Here is a 15,710-nt window from a genome sequence, read left to right as displayed (position 1 = left end):
AAAATGAAAAAATCTTTAGTTCTCGCAATGGCAATGGCTCTTGGCGTAACCGCTTCCGCTTACGCTGCTAACCCCTTCTCTGACGTTCCTGCTGGCCACTGGGCTTATGACAGCATCAACAAACTGGCTGCTGCTGGCGTAATCGAAGGCTACGGCGACTCCACCTTCGGTGGCGACAAGCTGATGACCCGTTATGAAATGGCTCAAATCGTTGCTAAAGCAATGGCAAAAGGCGCTAACGTTGACAAACTGGCTGCTGAATTCGCTGACGAACTGGACAACCTGGGTGTTCGCGTTGCTAACTTGGAGAAAAAAGCTGACAACGTTAAAATCACCGGTAACATCCGTTACAGCTATGCTGAAAAAGATGGCGACATTGATGGCTTCTCCAACAAACTGCGTTCCCGTATCTGGGTAAAAGGCCAAGTAAACGATGACTGGTCTTACACCGGTATGCTGGAAAACAACCAAGACTTCACCAACAATGCTGGCGATGAAGACACCAAATTCCAACGTGCTTATGTTGATGGTAAAATCGGTGGCGTAGCTGTTGAAGCTGGTCGTCTGCCTCTGAACCTGGTTGCTGGTAACCTGTATGATACCCGTGCTGACGGCATCGTTGCTTCCTATGGCAAAGACGTTAAAGTAACTGGTTTCTATGCTAAACCGACCAACCAAGGTAAAGTTTTGGCTGATACACCTAAAATTGACAAAATTGAAGTAGAATATGACAATGTATATGGTGCAAAAGTTGACGCTAAATTCGGCGTTGTAACTGCAACCGCTGGTTATACTGTATTCCAAGATGCTGCTCTTAACGGTTACGAATACGTTAACGATAAAGCTGAATTGGTTGAAAGTGTTGACCTTGATGACAACAAAATTTGGAATGTTGGCGTAGCATTTGACGTTGCTAAAAACCTGAATCTGTCTGCTAACTACATGAAATCCAGCGAAAAATATGTAACTGATGACGACGATGCAATCGTTGTTGGTCTGTCCTATGCTGGCGCTAAAGCTGCAAAAGCAGGCTCCTTCGGCATCTATGCTAACTACTATGACCAAGCTCGTTCCACCGTTGTTGCTCACACCATGAACGGTGAATACGGCACTCATGGCTTCAAAGGCTATATGGTAGGCGCTAACTACACCTTCGCTAAGAACATCGTTGGTGCCGTTGAATATTATGACTTGGAAGACAAATGGAACAGCAACGATCTCAAAACTCTGTGGAGCCAGCTGGTATTCACTTTCTAATTTGACTTTATGTCAAACCGCTGAAAAGCAAAAAATCGCATATGCATAAATGAAAAGAGGACGGTGCGCACCGTCCTCTTTTTGGCGTGTGCGCCAAGCAACAAAGCACACGGTTTAAGTATGATTTGCTTGCCAACCCTCCTCAATAATGATAAAATCAAATGAACAGCAAGGCTTACAATGCCTGCAAGTTATTTTTTGGAGGAATATATTATGAAGAAAATAGCAATTCTGCGCTGCCTGAAAACCTCCGCATCCTGTGCGGGAGCAGGCTGCTTGCGTGCTTTTTATGAAAAGGACAAAGCCTTTGCAGAGTATGGAGATGAAGAGCTGCGCCTGATGGCGATGTGGACATGTAATGGTTGTGGTGATTCCATGCTGGAAAACCAGGAAGGCATCCGCAAGAAGATAGAGCGTATGAAGGCGTTGGAACTGGATGCTTTGCATATCAGCCACTGCACGCACAAAAAGGATGCTAATGGTGAAAAGCATCTCTGTCCCAAGATTAAAGCGATTATCGATGAACTGCAGGAAGCAGGCATTACCATCGTAGACGGCACTCACTAATATAATATATAGTATTTTGTTAAGCAGCAGTCAGCAATGGCTGTTGCTTTTCACTTTATCAACTTAAAAAAATCTCCTGTGGCAGGATTTTTTAACCGTTCTAACGAATAAATATAAATATGATTCCAAATACGAAAGGGGTAATAAAATGAGAGAAGCCGTAAAAAAGTATATTGCCGAGCATTATGAGGATTATGTGAAGGATTTGGAAGCCTTGACAAATATTGACTCCGGTAATGGTGACAGAGAAGGCACAGAGGCAGCAAATAAATTTGTTGCTGAAAAAATGACAGCTATCGGTGCTACCACGGAGTTCAGATATAATGACAGAGCCTGCCACCTGATTTCCCGCTTAAAGGGAACAGGCAAATACACGATTCTGCTTGTTGCCCATGTTGATACAGTATTTAAAAAGGGTGAAGCTGCACGTCGTCCGTTCCATGTTGACGAAAATAACTTTGCCTGGGGACCGGGCGTAGGCGATGACAAGGCTACTGTTGTAGAGGTTATATATGGCTTGGAAGCCTTGAAGGCTGCAGGCTTTGATAATTTCAAGGAAATTATTTATTACACTAACGGTGAAGAGGAGGGTGGCAGCAAGACTGCCGAGGATATCGTGGCAGAGCTGTCACAGCAGTCCGACTTTGCGATTATTATGGACGTTGCCCGTCCGAACTGGGGCATTGTTACCCAGCGTAAGGGCAATGCCAAATATCGCGTTGAGGTTACCGGTAAGGGCGGACACCACGGCAACGCATCTCAATCCTGCGCTAACGCTATTCACCAGCTGGCATACACGATTACCGAGCTGCAGAAGCTTGCCAGCCCCATGCCGGGAAATCCGGAGGATTATACGGCAGCAGCGCTGAAGGCGCGCGGCATTGTGGATGCAGGCCAGTTCATTCCGCAGAATACCGTAAATGTTGGTGTAATCGGTTCTACTAATGATAAAATCAGCGTTATTCCGGGTGATGCCTTCTGCGAGGTAAATATCCGTTGCTTTACGATTGAAGAACAACAGCGCATTGATGCTGAGGTTAAGGCACTGGCAGATAAGGTTGTTATCCCCGGTACCAGCATTAAAATTACCGGCGGCATTGTTACCGGACCGATGCAGAAAACCGCACAGGCGCAGAAGATGGTTGATGTATATAAGCGCATCGTCAAAGAGGAATACGGCGCTGAGGTAAACGAATGGGTAGCAGGCGGCCTTACCGACGGTAACCGCACAGCGAAGTTCGTACCGACGCTGGATGCTTTGGGCGTAGAAAACTATGATGAGCATACCGACCATGAATCTGTAGATTTGAACACCGCAGTTCCCAGAACGACAGCCTTTGCTTTGACACTGGCGGAGCTGGCAGAAAATTTCTGATAAAAATTTCATAATGAGCTGAAAGCTTTCCCCGCGTACTGAATGTGCGTCGGGGAAACTTTTTTGCTATATTCTGACTTTCTGCCGACCTTTATCTGTTTTACATAATGACTAGACACTGCACTTGTGGTATAATAAAATAGTTAAAATCTTACAGATAAGGTGTGATGATATGTCGAAAAAAAGTAATAAATATGCAGGTGATCAGCCTGCCGCTTACGATCCTACGGGCATAAGCGAGTATCTTGGTCTGGGACGCCCAATTGACTTTGACAAAAAGCCGGTGCGTATTGCTATGATGTGCGCTGTTGCTATTTCCGTTGTGGTAACGCTGTGGAAATGCTCTACCGGTATGGATTCAGGCGCTGCTGTTGTAAGTGCTTTGGGCTATGCTTTATCCTTCCTCTTCAGCTATATGCTGGCTTTGGAGCTTGACCCTGACCGTCAGCTCGGCGGTTTCATCGGCGGCGGTCTGACGTTGGTAGCAACCTATTTTATGGGTGAAGGCAATATCCTGGTAATGCTGTGGCTGCTCTTTATCCTGCGTATGCTGAACCGCAGCTCCGGTGACAGACATCGTCTGATTGATAACGTTATTATGATTGGCAGTGCTGCCTGGCTTGGCCTGCAAGGCTTGTGGGTATTCCCGCTGCTGACCGGTGCTGCCTATATTCTGGAAAGCCAGATTCAGGCAGGCTATTTCCGTAGTCTTTATCTGGCAGGTATTTCTCTGGCTTGCTTGCTTTTTGCGAAGTATGATATTGTTGCCAATGAGCTGTCCATGAGCAATATTATTATCATGGCACTGGCCTTCATTCTTTTTCTGCCGGAAATCCGCGTGGCAGACTACGTGAAGTCCAAGGGTGATAAAAACGGCAAGCGTCTGTTGCCGAAGCGTCTGCAGACCATGCAGGGTTATTTCTGCATGATGCTGTTCAGTCTGACCTTTTTGCATGGCAATGCTATCGTACCGTCTTTAATGCCGGCTGTAGGTGCTGCGGCAGGCTGCGGTATCTATCTGTTTGTTGCGCTGCTGAAGCATGAAGTATTTTAAAGCTATTCTGGAGGTAAATATCAATGAGTGAAAACAGAAAAATTAAATTTACGACTAATAAAGGTGTTTTCGTTGCCGAAATGTTTGAGGACAAGGCTCCGCTGACTACTAAAAACTTTATTGAGCTGGTAGAAAAAGGCTTCTACGACGGTATTATTTTCCACCGTGTAATCGACGGCTTTATGATTCAGGGCGGCGACCCGACCGGTACCGGTATGGGCGGCCCCGGCTACAAGATTAAAGACGAATTCGGTGAAGGACTGAAGCATGATGACGAGGGCATTCTGTCCATGGCTAATGCAGGCCCGAACACCGGCGGCAGCCAGTTCTTCATCACTCTGGCACCGACTCCCTGGCTGAACGGCCACCATGCAATTTTCGGCAAAGTTGTTGAAGGCATGGATGTTGTTCGCCTGATCGGCGTAGTACCGACTGATTTCCGTGACCGTCCGCGCGAAGCTGTGACCATGGAAAAGGTAGAGGTTGTAAAATAAATGGCGGCGTTTGTATATATGCTGCGCTGCAAGGACGGCAGCTTATATACAGGCTGGACTAATGATCTGGAGCACCGTCTGGCAATGCATAACAGCGGACGCGGCGCCAAATATACGCGTGGACGCGGTCCTTTGGAGCTGGTCTACAGCGAAGAGCTGCCGGATAAGGAAGCTGCTTTGCGGCGCGAGTGTGCCATAAAAAAGCTGCGCCGGGAGCAGAAGCTCGCTTTGCTGCAGACATGGCAAGCTCGCATTGCAGAATAAAATTATAAAGATTCAGACAAATATTTGCTTTTCCTGTACATATAGGCTATAATAAGCTAAGTGAGTTTTAGAGGCTCAAATAGTAATTAGGGAGGCCTACAGATGACAGGCAAAGTTAAATGGTTTAATGCAGAAAAGGGCTATGGTTTTATCCAAAGAGAAGGCGGCAAGGATTTGTTCGTTCACTTCTCCGGTATTAAAAGCGAAGGCTTTAAAACCTTGGAAGAAGGCTGGAACGTAGAATTTGACGTTATCCAGGGCGACCGTGGCGAACAGGCAACTAACGTTGTACATGTTGAATAATAAATGCAAATAAAAAGCTGATGCTAAGGCAGGGAACTGCCGGAGCATCAGCTTTTTTGCTGTTTGCGGGAGGATGAGAGTTCAGTTGGTGACAAAGGAGGATATCACGGAAGCTTTGGTGACAATACCGCAAAACAGTTTATTATCGTCAATTACAGGCAGAGGGAAGGGCGTGCTTGCCGAAAGCGGCATAATATCTGCCACGGGTGTATCAAGATTATCTATCACAGGCACATTGCGCAGAATGCTTTTATCAAAGGTTGTATAGCCGGAAAGCACCTGCATAGCGCTATCCAAGGTAATGATACCGATAAAGCGCAGATGTTCGTCAACTACGTAAGCACTGGACACGCCGCTGTTTTTCATATTGCGCAGAGCAACGGCAGCACCGTCGATATTGCGCACGATACATGTCTGCGTACTCATTACGTTACGTACAGTGAAGATCTTACTGGAATCGGCATTATTGATAAAGCTGCGCACATAGTCATCTGCGGGATTGGTAATCATTTCCTCCGGCGTACCGATTTGCACCATGCGGCCGTCGCGCAAAATGCCGACGTGTGTTCCCAGACGGAAGGCTTCGTTGATATCATGCGTGATAAAAACAATGGTCTTACCTGTTTTTTCCTGAATACGCAACAGCTCGAACTGTAAATCGTTGCGTACCAAGGGGTCGAGCGCGGAAAATGCTTCGTCCATCAGCAGGATATCGGGATCGTTGGCAAGTGCGCGGGCGATGCCGACGCGTTGCTTCATACCGCCGGAAAGCGCACTGATGCGAGTTTTTTCCCAGCCTTGCAGGGCAACCATTTCCAGCATCTGCATAGCCTTTTCGGTACGTTCCTTCAGCGGTACGCCGCGTATTTCCAAACCATAATAGGTGTTTTCCAAAACATTACGGTTGCTGATAAGTCCGAAGTTCTGGAACACCATGGCAACCTTAGTGCGGCGCAGCTCCTGCAGCTGTTTGCTGCTGAAATCGGTAATGTTATCGCCCTCAAGGTAAACTGTGCCAGAGGTTGGTGGGTTAAGCATATTCAGGCAACGGATAAGCGTGGATTTGCCGCTGCCGGAAAGACCGATGAGGACAAATACTTCGCCTTTGTTGACCGTAAAATTTATATCAATCAGACCTGCGGTGATGCCGGTGGCTTCCTGCACCTCGGTGCGGGATGCGCCTTGCTCCAGCATGGCCATAGCTTTTTTCTCGTTTTGCGAATGCTCCAGAGGAATAAACAGCTTGTACAGGTTTTTTACTTGTAATACGGGTACAGTCATTTATTTTCCCTCCTTTTTCTTGTCAGCCAGACTTTGCGTCAGGCGGTCAATGATAATCGCGATAATAACGATAGAAATACCGGCGATGAGTCCACGACCGGATTCGGTACGGTTGATGGCAATCAGCACCTCCATGCCGAGGCCGTTGGCACCAATCATCGCGCAGGTTACAACCATCGCTACAGCCATCATCATAGTTTGGTTGATGCCTGTCATAATCGTGGGCATGGCCTGCGGAATCTGCACCTTGAACAGTGTTTGCCAACGCGAAGCGCCGAAGGCAGCGGAGGCTTCGACAACGTTGGGGTCAACCTGCTGAATACCGTGGCTGGTTAAGCGGATTACAGGCACAATGGCATAAACTACCGTAGCAAGAACAGCAGGCACCTTGCCGGGACCGAGCAGCATAACCGCGGGAATCATATAGACAAAGGTGGGCATAGTCTGCATAGCGTCAAGCAGAGGACGCAGCAGGCTGTTTGCCAGCCTGCTGGTGGACACAAGAATGCCGATGGGCAGGCCTAAAAGCAGCGAGATGATAACCGAGGAAATAACTACTGCCAGTGTTTCGTTCATCATGCTCCAGTAGCCGAAGGCACCGATGGCGAACAGTCCTATCCCATAGATAATACCGCGCGACAGCTTGCCGGTAAGCACCTTGCCCAAGGCAGCAATAGCGATGATAGTCAGCCACCAGGGAATAAAGTTCAGCAATCGTTCGATAGAAAGAATACACCAGGTAAGAATATCCTTCACCTTATTGAAGAAGCTGGCGTAGGTGGTGTTGATGTAGTTGACGAAATTGTCGATGGGCTTAGTCCAGTCCACCTGAACTTCTTCGGGAAAGCTAAGAAGCCAGTTGGCTGCAGCAGCATTATCTCCTTTGAGTGCTTTGTTGATGCTTTGCAGCTTATCCTCAGGCAGCCACTGTGCAAGCAGCTCGGGGTGGCGCTGCATGAACCAGATGGCAGCCTCGTCATAGGTGCATTTGGTATCTGCAATGTGCGCCAACGCTTCCGCGGTGAGTGCGCTGGTTGTGTGATATTTTTGCAGGAAGGCAACAAACTCCGGTGCTTTGCTTTGCAGCTGTTTGTTGGCAACGATGCAGACGGGAACGGAGCGTGCTTCCGTCAGGCCGCGCTGAAAGCCGACTTCGTTGTAGGGCTCGTCCTGCAGCAGAACGAGGTCCAGCTTGCCGGTGAGCCATGTCGGCTCGTAGTTGTAGCCTACAATCGGTTCGCCCTTAGTGTAGGCGGCGAGGAAGGCGCTGTTCAGCGCCGGCTCGCTGCCGGAACGGAAGTAGACGTAATTTTTGTTTAAGCCGTAAGCTTCATATTTTAAATAAAGTATTTTATCAATGCTCCAGCCGGGGATAGCGCCGTAAAGACGGCCCTTGGAGGGATCTTCAGGATCCGTGAAAAGATGTGCATAGCGTGCCAGGTCTTTGACGGTTCTCAAATCCGGAGCGAGTGCCTTGATGCCGCGCTTGGCGTCACCCTCAATAAGATAGCGGGGAACATAAAGGCCCTGCTTATCATCATCAAAGTTGATGCCCAGATTGAGCAGCTTGCCGGTTTTCATATCAGCTTTAAAGGTAGGCACGTTATCGGTCCACAGCTCCATATGCACATCTACGTCGCCACGGAGCAGCGCCGTCTGGATGATAGGTGTAGAGCCACTGATAATCTTAGGCGTGATGTTATAGGCGTGAGTGCCGATGAAACCAGCAACGGCGTTGTGAAATTTGACACTGTCCCAGCCGGCGTCGGCGAAAACAACCTCTTGCTTTGCTTGCTCATTAGCGGCGTTGACATTGCCTGCTATAAATCCAAGTGAGGTCAGTATGAGTAAAAAAACGGCTGATAATTTTCGTAACATGGCTTCACCTCCGTCAAAGCAATAAAAATAAAAATACTCCTCTTAATTTATTTTACAAAGCGAAAATTCTTCTTGTCAACTGCAAATGCAACAATGTATAAAAGAATAACTTTAAAAACTAAAGTTATAGCAAATGCAGAGTTTTATATAAAGAGAAGTGTATGCGGATATTGGTGAGGATGATAAAACAAATTAGAAGAGTGATTGAGAAATGTCGGAGCTAAGATTAATAGATATAGAAGAAACACCTGAAAGTATTAAATTTTCGTTATGAAGAGAATGCGCACCAAAATTTCCTAGAAGGATTTTAAAAAATATTGTAGAATTATATAAATAGTTTTTTCTTACGTTTGTTATATAAAGTTGATTTTCCGAAAGGGGGATTTTGAGTGGCGGAAATAGATGTATTAATTAAGGCTGCCTTGTTGCATGACATAGGAAAGATGTGTTTGCGTGCTGACCATAGTTTGGGGAATCACTCTAATGCCGGAGCAAATTTTTTAAAAAAGTATATGGATAATTCTCTGGAAGCAGAGCAGGTTTCACGTTGTTTGCGGTTACACCATGCTAAAGCTTTGAAAACAGCAAAACTTTTAGCTGATGATTTTAGCTATATTGTATATGAGGCTGATAATATTGCTGCTGCAGCCGACAGACGCGAGCGTGAAGATGAGGGTGTTGACCGTGGCTTTGATGCACAGTCTTGCTTGCAAAGTGTGTTTAATATTTTTGGAGAACAAACCAGTAATCCGGTTAGCAAATATTATTTACGTGGGCTGAATCCTTCTGATAAATTTAATTATCCGACAACGGAAATGTGCTATGCTTCAGATGACAAGTATGAAGAGCTTGTAAATGTATTGGAAAGTAATTTTCAACGTGCCGGTGTACTTGATATGAGTAATGGCGAACTTTTGCGCATTTTGGAGGATGTTATGAGTTACATACCATCCAGTACGAATAAAAATGAAGTTTGTGATATTTCGCTATATATTCATTCTAAGGTAACAGCAGCGCTTGCCTCTTGTATGTATGAATATTTTTCAGAAAATAAGATTAAAGATTATAAAAAATACTGCTATGATCAATCCGGTAATAGTGAATTTAGAAAACAGGATGCGTTTTTACTTGTATCAGGAGATTTTTCTGGAATACAAGATTTTATTTATACTGTACCAAGTAAGGGTGCTTTAAAATCTCTAAGAGGTCGCTCTTTCTATTTAGAAATTTTTATGGAGAATTATATTGATGAGATTTTACAGCAGCTTGGCTTGAGCAGAGCTAATCTGTTATATACAGGCGGTGGGCATTTCTATCTTTTAGCTGCTAATACGGATACTACAAAAGACAATTTGAAGAAAATACAGAATGCTTGCAATGAATGGTTATTGGAAAAATTTGGTACAAAGCTGTATATGGCTATGGGTTTTGCTCCCTGCAGTGCTTCTGACTTACAGAATTCAGGCATGCAACGTAATGTATTTGCTGCTGTAAGTAAAAAATTAAATCAAGATAAGCTATGTCGCTATGATATTCAAAATTTGGCAAAGCTCTTTGATAGTGATAGCAGTTATAATAAAAATCTTGATGGCAGCAGAGAATGCGCTGTTTGCCATATGTCCAGTAAAAAATTAATTGCGAATGGTGATGCAGGTGATATTTGTCCGACTTGCAAAGGGCTATTTCAGTTGGGAGAAAAGCTTTTTAAAGCTAATAGACATTTTGCTGTTTTAAGCAAAGCTGTTGGTGAAGAACTGGATTTATTTGGTTACAATAAACCGCTGTTTTTAGCTGTCATGGATGAAAAGGAGCTGGAAGAAAACAGCAGTAGCCTGGTACGTATTTACAGTAAAAATAAAGCTTTGACAGGTAGAAATATCGGGACTCGCTTATGGTTAGCTGATTATTACAGTACTAATGATAAAGGTGCTGTTATGGAGTTTGAAGATTTAGCTGAACAATGTTGCGATGGTGGGCATGGTATTAAGCGTTTAGGCGTTTTACGTGCGGATGTAGATAATTTAGGTGCCGCTTTTATCGGTGGCTTTATCCGTTATGGTAAAGAAGAACCGGAAAAATATGCTACATTGTCAAGATATGCTGATTTATCCAGAGATTTAGGTATGTTCTTTAAATTGGCAGTAAGTAAGCTTTGCAGAGGTGAGCTGAATGGCTTTGACAACATTAATCAGCAGCAATTCAGCTTATATGGTTTACAAAAGCCGGTGCAGAGAAAAGTTCATGTTGTATATTCCGGCGGTGATGATATGTTCATTGTGGGAGCATGGGATGAGCTTATAGAGCTTGCTGTAGATATAAGACGAGCTTTTACAAGGTTTACTAATGGCAAATTGAGTTTTTCAGCAGGCTTGGCAATGTTCAGTCATGGATATCCGATAAGCAAGATGGCTGAAATTACCGGTATGTTGGAGAGTGCAGCTAAGAGCAGCAACAAAATGAAAAACAGCATTGCTTTATTTGGCTTTGAAACGGAACAGAAAAATGCGGGAAGCTGTTTATGCTGTGAACATATCTATGATTGGACAACGTTTACCGACAAGGTTTGTAAGGAAAAGCTGCAATTTCTGTTACAGCACCTGAATATAGATACTGTAGACAACAATAAATTGAAGACTGGCAAAGCTATGCTTTATAGACTGCTGAATTTACTGGAAGAAAAGGATGACAACATGAATCTGGCAAGATTTGCCTATACGCTTGGACGTATGCAACCGGAAAAAGCCTCGGTACAGTTGCAGCAGTGCTACAATGAATTCAGTCAGCAGATGTATAAATGGTTTAAAGATGCTGATGCCAGAAAACAGTTACGGACAGCTCTAGACTTAATTATTTATTATATTCGTGATACGAAGGAGGATGCATGATGGTTAATAATATGCGGGAACAACTTGTCAAAGCCGGGTATGCGCAGAATAGCAGACCTAATATGCAGAAAAAAGGACAACAATTTGATTTTGATAATTTTGATGTTGTAACTGAGGCAGAAAAAGCAATTAAAGGGCTGCAATATAAAGATAGATACGATAATATTAAAATTGATGTTACCACCTCGCAAATCAGAAAGTTTTTGACAGCAGTAAATGTTGTGCGCAATAAAGTTGACCTTTATAAGGCAAAAAACAAAGGTGCTGAAGCTTTATCTAAAGAATTGACTGCTGAAATTAAATTTTTAAAGGTTAATTTGCTCTATCAGGCCGGAAGAACAGCCGCTGTAAAACAATTTATGACAGTTTCAAAGCTGAATATTATTATCGATGGTATTGGTGATAGTTTAGCTAGATTTGTGAAATTCACTAAATATGTAGAAGCACTCGTTGCATATCATAAGTTTTTAGGAGGCAGGGATTAATGATGGAAGAACAGAAAAGACAACAACAGCCATTGCAGGGAAAAATAGTTCTATCAGGTATTTTACAGGTACTGACAGGTATGCATATTGGCGGAAGCAGTGACTTTGCTCCGATTGGTGCAGTAGACAGCCCCTTTATCCGTGATCCGTTTAGTCATGCGCCAATTATTCCTGGCAGCTCTTTAAAAGGCAAGATTAGAACTTTGCTGGCAAAGATAAATTGTGATGGTTATGTTTTAAATAAGGTTGCTGATGATAATGAAATTGTAGCACGCTTGTTTGGTGCCAGCGGCAAAAATTATGCTATGCCGGCTCGTCTGCAGTTTTTTGACTTGTTTGTAACGGAGGATACTAAAAACAATTTCAATGCGATAGAAACAGACACTTACATTGGTGAGGTTAAATTCGAAAATACTATTAACAGAGCCAGTGGTGTAGCTAATCCACGTCAGATTGAACGTGTACCGGCAGGAGCGGAGTTTGACTTTAAGCTGGTGTATAACGTTGAAAATCTGCAGGATGTACAAGAAGATTTAGAAACCTTGGCTGAAGGTTTTGAACTGTTGGCTAACGATTATCTTGGCGGACATGGTTCTCGCGGATATGGCAGGGTAAGATTACATGATATTAAGCTGCGGGTTATTGGTAAGCTGGATATAGATTTAGCAGCCTATGAGGATTTGTTTAAGGATTGATGCATGATGATGTATTATATTTTTACCTTAAAATTTTTGACACCGGTACATTTTGGTGACACTGCCAATGGTGGCAGTTTGGATAAGTTTTCGCTTCAATGCAGTGCGGATACATTATTTGCAGCCTTGTGTAATGAAGCTGCAAATAAAGGGAGTGATGCAGTAGAAACGTTAGTGAAAAAAACAGCAGAAGGGAAGATAGTTTTTTCCAGCTTATTTCCCTATTGTCGTACTGTTGATGATGATTTATATTTTTACTTACCCAAACCGTTGCTAAAGCTAGAGCAAGACGAGCAACAGTCCGCAAAAAGCTTTGAGGAAATCAAACAATTAGCTACTAAGCTGAAAAAGCAAAAAAAATCAACATATATACGTGCTTCGCAGATTAATAGTTTGCTGGAGTCCGGTAGCAGTGATAGACAATTTGCTGTGCCTGAGTTTGCAGCGCCGCTTGTTGCCGGAAGAGTTGCGTTGCGTGAGGAAAAACCGCTTCCATATTATGTGGGCAGTTACGTATTCAGTGAGCACTCCGGCTTGTATTTCATACTGGGTGTTGAGCATGAAGAAGAGTTTACTTTGATCAAGGAGTTGTTGCTTAGTCTTGGCTATAGTGGCATAGGTGGCAAGCGTAGCAGTGGCTATGGTAAATTCGAACTGGCTGATGATGAATTGGAGCTGTTTGATGATGGTGGTGTCTATGACGATGATACTGCCATCGCACTGATGCTGTATAACGAAAAAAGTAAGTACCAAATGTGTCTTGCTCCTGTTTGTCCCAAGGCTGATGAATTGGCAGTGGTTAAGCAGGGACGCTATAAGCTGATTAAGCGTGGGGGTTTTATTACCTCATCTGCGGCGAAAGATAATATTAAGCGTAATAGTATTTACATGCTGCAGGAAGGCTCATGCTTTCCTGAAAGATTATGCGGACAAATGCTGCAGCAGACTGTGGACGGTTTAGCACATGATGTTTACCGTGATGGAATAGGAATGTTTGTGGGGTTAAAAAATGAATAGCAAACAATTTGAAACAGCAAAAATGTGCCTGAAGGTAGTTACACCTATAAATATTTCTGACGGTATAGTGTTGGGAGCTAAGGATTATTTGTATGATAGCAGAAGGCAGAAGGTGTTTTTCTTAAATCTGCATCAATGGCATATGTTTATTTATAAGCATATGCTGTTGGAAAAATATGAAAGCTATCTTGCAAACTTCAGGGATAAACAGAGCTTGTTGGAATGGCTTCAGATGCAGGGATATGATATAGATGATGTTCGTACTGTTATAACTTCAGAAGCACAGGCAACAGTTAATCTGATGGATAACGAAAAAAAGAAAACACTCAATGATATTAACAGACATATTCAGCAGCCTGAGGGAAGCCTATATGTTCCGGGAAGCAGCATAAAAGGCGTGTTCAGAACAGCGATTTTGTATAGTCTTTTGCAGAAAAGACAGGATATTAAGGTTAAATATTGGCGGCAGATTCAGGAAAAAATTAGCAGCAATTATTTTAAACCTTATAGAGATTTCAATAAACTGATCAGTGATTTGGAAAATGAATTCTTGCATACTTTACGTTTGGTGGATGGCAATATTCGTAGTAATAATGCGGTCTGCAGCGCAATGCGTGGCTTACAGGTTAGTGATACCTATGCTAGCCGGAATATGCAGACAGCTATTTTACAAAAAGTTGATGGCGGATTTGATAAATTTGGCAAGGCTTCTCCTAAAAAACTTCCGATTTTTAGGGAATGCATGCTTCCAAAAGCAGAGCTGTTCTTTGATGTAAAGATTGAAAAGGCTGTTATGAGTACCATTGGCATTAACACCGTTGACGATTTGTTGAAGGCAACGCACAGCTTTTTTGCGGCGGTGACAGATTTGCTGCAACAGGCGTTTGAAAAAGAGTATCAGGAAGCATTTCAAGGTGTAGCAGCCGGCAATATGTTTCTTGGCGGTAATACAGGCTTTTTGAGTAAAACTCTTTTAGCTATGTTGGCTCCGGATAAAGATACTGCAAAAAATACTATCAAGGTATTGTTGGACAAAAGTTTTAAAACTCACAAGCATTTACTGCGCGATAAAGTTATTGCACCGCGTACTCTTAAATGTACAAATTATAATGGCAAGCTGATGCTGATGGGAGTTGCAGAGGTGCGCAAAGTATGATTCGTTCATTGGAAATAAGGATAGCTGTTCCGACAGGCGCAAAGCTTACGCAGTCTGCCTGCTCATTGCTGCACGGCGTGCTGATGGAGCATATTGACAGCACATATGCAGAGCTTTTGCATCAACAGAGCTTGCGCCCGTATAGCCAGTATCTTTATTTTGATAAGGAACGTGCCGGTGTTTACTGGCGCTTGACGGCGCTGAATAAGCAAGCAGATGATGAGTTATTGGGAGCAGCATTTTCGCTACCGGCGACTGTTTATCTGAAGAAAAAACAGATGGAAGTACAGCTTGTGAGCAAGGAATATCTGAAGGAAACCAGCTATGCTGAAATTGCAGAAAAATGCTTTGCACAGCCGTTAGCAGGAAAATATTTAAGCTGCAGCTTTTTGACATCCTGCAGTTTTAAGAGCGAAGGGCAATATGTAATTTTCCCTCAACCGCAATTTCTGCTTGGCAGTCTTATAAAGCGTTGGAACAGCTTTGCTGATAAGGAAAGACTGGATGCGCTTGGATTAGCACAAGACTTGGCGCAGGAAACATACGTTGCTGATTATAAACTTAGCTTGCACTCCTTTAGTGTAGATGGCGCACGTATACCGGCATTTAGAGGCTTATATGTGTTAGGCATGAAAAATAATGTGATGTGCAACAGGATTATCGCTATGTTGGGTGAATATGCTAATTATAGCGGTATAGGAATTAAGACTGCCTTGGGAATGGGGGCAGTTAAAACATCATTGAATGAAAGATTTTGAGTGAAACTGCGCCGCACCGCTTGCAGAGTGGATTTGGAGGGTGTGAGGCAGGTTGTTTTTAGGGCAAGTGGTCTGTTGGTAAGGCCTGCGCCGCAAATGGCGGGCGCAGACCTTATGATAGGCGGACTTGCAGGGACAGGATTTCAGAGATAACCCCAAATTAGGGGACGGAAACCCTGCAAGTTTACACAAAAATCAATCCTCGTTTTTCATTTCAGAGATAACCCCAAATTAGGGGACG

15 protein-coding genes are annotated in these 15,710 nt (G+C 43.8%); 13 read left to right on the top strand and 2 right to left on the bottom strand.

Annotated features, from left to right (window positions below; translation table 11 throughout):
* The first annotated feature begins 3 nt into the window (after positions 1–3).
* The 7 genes from HMPREF9443_RS04390 to HMPREF9443_RS04360 all read left to right on the top strand — a co-directional run bounded on the left by HMPREF9443_RS04390 (position 4) and on the right by HMPREF9443_RS04360 (position 5,314).
* Positions 4–1,257, top strand: a complete 1,254-nt coding sequence (locus tag HMPREF9443_RS04390) for an S-layer homology domain-containing protein (protein WP_040565040.1) — start codon at positions 4–6, stop codon at positions 1,255–1,257.
* Positions 1,258–1,470: 213 nt separating this feature from the next.
* The gene (locus HMPREF9443_RS04385) at positions 1,471–1,824 is read left to right on the top strand and encodes a CGGC domain-containing protein (protein WP_040565039.1); all 354 of its coding nucleotides are present in this window, start codon (positions 1,471–1,473) and stop codon (positions 1,822–1,824) included.
* A 148-nt stretch (positions 1,825–1,972) separates the two neighbouring features.
* Positions 1,973–3,199, top strand: coding sequence for a M20/M25/M40 family metallo-hydrolase (locus HMPREF9443_RS04380; RefSeq protein ID WP_009145309.1), 1,227 nt, complete (start codon positions 1,973–1,975; stop codon positions 3,197–3,199).
* A 172-nt stretch (positions 3,200–3,371) separates the two neighbouring features.
* Positions 3,372–4,253, top strand: a complete 882-nt coding sequence (locus HMPREF9443_RS04375; RefSeq protein WP_009145308.1) for a hypothetical protein — start codon at positions 3,372–3,374, stop codon at positions 4,251–4,253.
* A 23-nt stretch (positions 4,254–4,276) separates the two neighbouring features.
* Positions 4,277–4,747 carry a peptidylprolyl isomerase gene (locus HMPREF9443_RS04370; protein WP_009145307.1) on the top strand — a complete coding sequence of 157 codons (471 nt, stop codon included), beginning with the start codon at positions 4,277–4,279 and terminating at the stop codon, positions 4,745–4,747.
* Positions 4,748–5,011 (top strand): GIY-YIG nuclease family protein, encoded by a 264-nt coding sequence (locus tag HMPREF9443_RS04365; RefSeq protein WP_009145306.1) that lies wholly within the window; start codon positions 4,748–4,750, stop codon positions 5,009–5,011.
* A 102-nt stretch (positions 5,012–5,113) separates the two neighbouring features.
* Positions 5,114–5,314 (top strand): cold shock domain-containing protein, encoded by a 201-nt coding sequence (locus HMPREF9443_RS04360; RefSeq protein WP_009145305.1) that lies wholly within the window; start codon positions 5,114–5,116, stop codon positions 5,312–5,314.
* Between the two features lie 81 nt (positions 5,315–5,395).
* Here HMPREF9443_RS04360 and HMPREF9443_RS04355 read toward each other — a convergent pair whose 3' ends face one another.
* Positions 5,396–6,595, bottom strand: coding sequence for a quaternary amine ABC transporter ATP-binding protein (locus HMPREF9443_RS04355; protein WP_009145304.1), 1,200 nt, complete (start codon positions 6,593–6,595; stop codon positions 5,396–5,398).
* Positions 6,596–8,473 carry a glycine betaine ABC transporter substrate-binding protein gene (locus HMPREF9443_RS04350; protein WP_009145303.1) on the bottom strand — a complete coding sequence of 626 codons (1,878 nt, stop codon included), beginning with the start codon at positions 8,471–8,473 and terminating at the stop codon, positions 6,596–6,598.
* Positions 8,474–8,862: 389 nt separating this feature from the next.
* On the opposite strand from HMPREF9443_RS04350, the gene cas10 reads away from it, so the two are divergent.
* Genes cas10 through cas6 form a run of 6 tightly spaced genes read left to right on the top strand, consistent with a single transcriptional unit; the run spans position 8,863 to position 15,469 of the window.
* A complete protein-coding gene (cas10, locus tag HMPREF9443_RS04345; protein WP_009145302.1) occupies positions 8,863–11,358 on the top strand; it encodes a type III-A CRISPR-associated protein Cas10/Csm1 in 2,496 nt (831 codons plus the stop codon).
* Entirely contained in the window at positions 11,355–11,843 is a 489-nt protein-coding gene (gene csm2 / locus HMPREF9443_RS04340) for a type III-A CRISPR-associated protein Csm2 (protein ID WP_009145301.1), read from the top strand. Before cas10 ends, csm2 begins: the two co-directional genes overlap by 4 nt.
* Positions 11,843–12,538 carry a type III-A CRISPR-associated RAMP protein Csm3 gene (gene csm3, locus HMPREF9443_RS04335; RefSeq protein WP_009145300.1) on the top strand — a complete coding sequence of 232 codons (696 nt, stop codon included), beginning with the start codon at positions 11,843–11,845 and terminating at the stop codon, positions 12,536–12,538. Before csm2 ends, csm3 begins: the two co-directional genes overlap by 1 nt.
* 3 nt (positions 12,539–12,541) lie before the next feature.
* Entirely contained in the window at positions 12,542–13,555 is a 1,014-nt protein-coding gene (gene csm4, locus HMPREF9443_RS04330) for a type III-A CRISPR-associated RAMP protein Csm4 (RefSeq protein ID WP_009145299.1), read from the top strand.
* The gene (gene csm5 / locus HMPREF9443_RS04325; RefSeq protein WP_009145298.1) at positions 13,548–14,711 is read left to right on the top strand and encodes a type III-A CRISPR-associated RAMP protein Csm5; all 1,164 of its coding nucleotides are present in this window, start codon (positions 13,548–13,550) and stop codon (positions 14,709–14,711) included. Before csm4 ends, csm5 begins: the two co-directional genes overlap by 8 nt.
* A complete protein-coding gene (cas6, locus tag HMPREF9443_RS04320; RefSeq protein WP_009145297.1) occupies positions 14,708–15,469 on the top strand; it encodes a CRISPR system precrRNA processing endoribonuclease RAMP protein Cas6 in 762 nt (253 codons plus the stop codon). The genes csm5 and cas6 overlap by 4 nt, the downstream gene beginning before the upstream one ends.
* Positions 15,470–15,710: the final 241 nt, after the last annotated feature.

Source organism: Phascolarctobacterium succinatutens YIT 12067, from assembly GCF_000188175.1.
Taxonomy (GTDB): Bacteria; Bacillota; Negativicutes; order Acidaminococcales; family Acidaminococcaceae; genus Phascolarctobacterium_A; species Phascolarctobacterium_A succinatutens.
This window is presented reverse-complemented; position numbering and strand designations above follow the sequence as displayed.